The sequence below is a fragment of the Streptomyces otsuchiensis genome (genome assembly GCF_004305975.1).
Lineage (GTDB): Bacteria > Actinomycetota > Actinomycetes > Streptomycetales > Streptomycetaceae > Streptomyces > Streptomyces otsuchiensis.
In genome coordinates this window covers 1-4,660 of sequence record NZ_BHZI01000368.1, presented here as the reverse complement: position 1 = coordinate 4,660, position 4,660 = coordinate 1, and the positions used below count along the sequence as shown (strand labels likewise).

At 75.8% G+C, this 4,660-nt stretch carries 2 protein-coding genes; both read left to right on the top strand.

Going from position 1 to position 4,660, the window contains the following annotated elements; translation table 11 throughout:
• The first annotated feature begins 58 nt into the window (after positions 1–58).
• Positions 59–2,422 carry an AfsR/SARP family transcriptional regulator gene (locus E0D90_RS23710; RefSeq protein ID WP_130800021.1) on the top strand — a complete coding sequence of 788 codons (2,364 nt, stop codon included), beginning with the start codon at positions 59–61 and terminating at the stop codon, positions 2,420–2,422.
• A gap of 3 nt (positions 2,423–2,425) precedes the next feature.
• On the top strand, positions 2,426–4,630 hold the full coding sequence (locus E0D90_RS23705; protein WP_130800020.1) for a TOMM precursor leader peptide-binding protein: 2,205 nt from the start codon (positions 2,426–2,428) through the stop codon (positions 4,628–4,630).
• Positions 4,631–4,660: the final 30 nt, after the last annotated feature.

The following is a 4,660-nucleotide window of genomic DNA, read 5'->3' as shown; positions in this document are numbered from 1 at the left end:
CGCCCCCTCTATCCACCCGCACCCCCACTCCCAGCGATCGCTCTGAGCAGCCGGAGCCATGCGATTCCAGCTGCTGGGGCCGCTGAGCATCTGTGACGCCTCCGACACGGTGGTGCTCCAGCCGTCCAAGCCCACGAACCTGCTCGCCACCCTGCTGCTGCACGCCAACACCGTCGTCTCCGCGGACTACCTCCAGCGGATGGTCTGGGGTGACGAGCAGCCGGCGACCGCCAAGGCCGCGCTGCAGACCTGCGTACTGCGGCTGCGCCGCCTCTTCACGCGCCACGGCGTCACCGACACCACCATCGAGGCGGTGCCCGGCGGCTACCGGATCACCGCCGACGTGCGCACGCTCGACATCCTGGAGTTCCGCCAACTCATGGCGATATCCGGTGCGTTGCGGGACGCCGAGGAGGAACTCCGGGTGCTGCGCGACGCGCTCGCGCTGTGGCAGGGCCCCGTCCTGGCCAACGTGCGGTCGGAACCGGTCCAGCGCGACCTGGTGCCGCAGCTCACCGAGGAGCGGCTGCACGTCGTCGAGCGGGCCTGCGACGTCGAACTCTCCCTGGGCCACTGCTCGATGGTCCTCGGTGAACTCTGGGGCGCCACCCGCGCCCACCCGGGCCACGGCAGGTTCCGGGAGCAGCTGATCGAGGCGCTGTACCGCACGGGCCGGCAGGCCGAGGCGCTGGCCGAGTACCGGCGGGTCAAGCAGTACCTGCTGGAGGAACTGGGCGTGGACCCTTCCCCGGCGCTGCAGAAGCTCGAACTCGCCATTCTGCGCGGCGACGACCTCGGCCCGTCCGCCGGCCCGGGACCGTCCGGCCGTCACCAGCCCGAGCGCGCCACCCTGGTGCGGCTGCCGGTTCCCCGCCCCGGCGCGCACGCCGCCGGTGCCGTCGGTGCCGCAGGCGCCGTGGGTGCCGTGGGTGCCGGGTACGGCCACGCCGTGCCCCACCACCGGCCCTCGCCGGTCGCGCCACGCCCGGCCGGGCACGCCGGGGCACGGGCGCCCGGTGGGCGGGCCCCGGGCGGCCGGCCGGGTGAGGCGTCGGCCGCCGGGCGGTCCGTCGCGGTGCGCCCTCAGGGCGGGCGCGGGCCGAACGGCGTTGTACAGCAACGTGGTTCGGAGCCGGGCGGGGTAGGGGGTGCCGGTGCCGGGCCTTCCGGAGAGGGCGCGGCTCGTGGCCAGGGTGGTCCCGGCACGTCCGGCGGGCCCGACGTGCCGAATCGTTCCGCCATCGAGCTCGCTCCGCGCGCCGCTGCCGCCGTCACTGCCGACGCGGCGGGGTCGGCAGCGGCCGGCGCGTCCGCACCCACGCCCCGGGCTCCGGGGCCACAGGTCGCGAGCCCCGCCGGTGGCACCTCCCCGGCCGCCGTCACCATTGATGCTTCCGTCGCGCCGCCGTCCGGCCGGGAGTCCGCCGTGCGGCGGGCCGAACCCGTCCCGTCCTTCGCCGGCCGCGAGGCGTCGGCGCAGGCGCTGGCCGGGCGGCTGTCCGCCGCCGCGCAGAGCGAACCGGGCGCCGTCGGGATGGAGTTGATCTGTGGAGCGCCCGGCGTCGGGAAGACGGCGCTCGCCCGCGAGGTCGCCGAGCGGCTGGCGCCGGAGTTCCCCGGCGGACGGCTGCTGCTGCCGATGACCCTCCCGGACGGCTCCCCCCGCCCGGCCGCCGACGGCGCCGCCGAGCTGGCAGCCGCACTCGGGGGACGCGCCGCCCACCGGCTGCTGCTGGTGCTCGACGACGTCACCGACGCCGACCAGGTCCGGCCGCTGCTGCCCCTGGGCGAGGGCTGCGCGGTGCTGGTGACCAGCCGGATGGGACTGGCCGGTCTGGTCGCCACCCACGGCGGCCGGGTGCACCGGCTGGGCACGCTGGCGCCGGAGGAGTCCGCACGGCTGCTGACGGCCGCCCTCGGCGCGGACCGGGTGGCCGAGGACCCGGACGCGGCGGACCGGCTGGCGGCGGCCTGCGGGCACCATCCGCTGGCGCTGCGCATCATCGTCGCCCGGTTGCTGACCCGTCCCGCGCTGCCGCTGCGGGACGGGGTGCGCTGGCTGGCGCAGGACCCCAGGTCCCGGCTGTCCCTGCCGGACGATCCGGTGATGAGCGTGGCCGGTGTCCTCGACGCGGCGCTGGCTCGCCTCTCACCGCCGCAGGTACGGGTCTTCCGGCTGGCGGGCACCCTGCCGAGCGCGACCTTCGACGCGGCGGACGTCGTCAGGGCCGCCGGGTCCGCCGACGCCGCGGACGCCGCCGAGACCGCCGACGCCGCCGAGACCGAAGTCGCCCTGGAACAGCTGGCCGACGCCGGCCTGCTGGAGGACGGGCCGCCCGGCCCGTACCGCATGCACCCCCTCCTGCGCGCGTACGCCCGCTGGGCGGAGCCCGACCCATTCCGACCGACCCAGAAGGTGTGAGCCATGGCTGCTGCCGCATTCGAGACCCTTGCCGAGACGCGCCCCCGCATCCGGCGTGACGTGCTGTACACGGAGACTCCCGGCGGTGTGCTGTTCCACAACGCGGACGGCGGCTTCCACCTCTCGGGCCGCTCGGCCTACCGGTTCGCGTCGCTGATCGTGCCGCACCTGGACGGCGGCAACCGGCTCGCCGAGATCTGCGCCGGGCTCGGTGACGCGCAGCGGTCGATGGTCGCGGAGCTGGTCTCCTCGCTGCTGGAACGCGACTTCGCCCGCGACCACCGTCCCTCGGAGGCGGAGGCCGCCGGCGGCGATCCGCTGGCGGCGGCCGGGCTGGTGCCGGCGGTCGCGGAGCGGTTCGGTCCGCAGATCCAGTACATCGACCACTACACCGACGACGCGGAACGGCGTTTCGCCCGCTACCGGGACGTCCGGGTCGCCGTGCTGGGCACCGGTGAGGTCGCCGAGTGGAGTGTGCTGAGCCTGCTGCGCAACGGCTGCGCCCGGATCGGGGTGGAGGGAGCGGTCCCGGGCCGGGCGGCGGCTGAGGCGGTCGAACTGGATGCAGCGGGCTGCCAGGTGGAGCTGGCGACGCTCGCCGGCTCCGAGGACTTCCCCGGCGCCTGGGCCCACTTCGACGTGGTGCTGGTGACCGGCGGCGGTGCCGCTCCCGTGATCCACCGGCTGCTCACCGACGGCCTGCCCGAGGGCCGCACCCTGATCCCGGCCTGGACCTTCGGCGACCGGGCGGTGATCGGTCCCAAGTCGACCGCCGGTTCCGCCGGTTGCTGGTCCTGCGCTCTGCTGCGGCTCGGCGCGGCGGTGGACTCCGGGGCCGCCGCGGACCTCTGGAGTGAGGTCGCGGCCGGTCCGGACCCCCGGCCGCAGGCGGACGGTCCGCTGCACGGCCCGGTGGCTGCGATGGTCGGGAACCTCCTCGGCTACGAGGTGTTCCGGCTGGCCACCGGCGCGCTGCCGTCCGAGACCGACCGGCAGGTGCAGATACAGGATCTCTCCTCGCTCGATGTGCTGGCCGAACCCGTCCACCAGCACCCGCGGTGCCGGATCTGCCCGGAGCCGGTGTCCCAATCCGACGGCGCACCGGCGGAGTTGACGGTCGCGGCCGTCCCGACCGTGGAGTCCGCCCGTGACGCGGAGAAGATCGTCGAGGATCTCGGCGCGGTCTCCGGCACGCTCGTACGCACCCACACCGGTGTCTTCACCCGCTTCGACGACGAGCCGCTGACCCAGACGCCGTTGAAGGTGACCCGGCTGGAGCTGCCGCTGGGCCACGGCGCGGGCCGTTCCGTCGCCGCGTTCGACGTGCACCATCTCGCCGGTGCCCGGCAGCGGGCGCTGCGGGTGGCCGCCACCCTGTACGTCGACCATGTCGTCCCGGCCGTGCCCGTCCGCGCCGAGAGGGAGCTGCGGCGTTACGCGCCCGACGCGCTGACCACCGGCGGTGGCACCGGCGCCTCGGCGGACGAGGTCGCGGCGTGGGCACGGGCGCACTCGCTGCTCGGCGGCCCGGATGTCCTGGTGCCGCTGGCCGCGGTGCGGCCGTTCGGCCCCCACAACCGGGACCGGCTGCACCAGGCGACCCGCGCCGGTGCCGGGGCGGGCAGCGACCGGGGCCAGGCAGCCGGGCACGGACTCCTTGACGCGCTGGCCCACGACGCCCTGCTGCGCGCCGTCCGGGGCGCGACCGAGGTGCTGCGGGCGGACGAGGAACTGTACGCGGCCGACCCGGAGATGACCTTCCTGCGGAAGTCCGCGGTAAACCTGGAGGTCGGGGCCGAACTGCTGGACCTCGGAGAGGGCGGGCGCACCGGTGCCCATGTGGTGCTGGCCCGGGAGACCGACCCGGCGGGCACGCCGCGCTGGGCGGTCGCCGCCGGGTTGAGCGCCGTCTCCGCCGCAGCCGGGGCGCTGCGAGATCTCCTCGGCCAGGCCCAACTGGCCCAGGAGGGGGTCGATCACACGGACCTCGGTGACCCACTGCTCGGTGATCTCGACCCCCGGGCGCTGGTCACCACCGGTGAACTGGCCGCGCCGGCACCGGAGGTGACGTTCGCCGCGCTGCTGGACCGGCTGCGTGACGCGGGCCGCGACGCCCTCCATGTGCCGACCACCCCCGCCGACCTGCCCGCCGGCTCGGTCTTCACCGCCCGCATCCTGCTCACCGAGGACGGCCATGCCGCGCACTGACACCACCCACGGCCCCCCGCCGCCCACACC

Excerpts from the sequence above, each read along its gene's own strand:
- E0D90_RS23710 (WP_130800021.1), top strand. The coding sequence starts at position 59 with ATGCGATTCCAGCTGCTGGGGCCGCTGAGCATCTGTGACGCCTCCGAC.
- E0D90_RS23705 (WP_130800020.1), top strand. The coding sequence starts at position 2,426 with ATGGCTGCTGCCGCATTCGAGACCCTTGCCGAGACGCGCCCCCGCATC.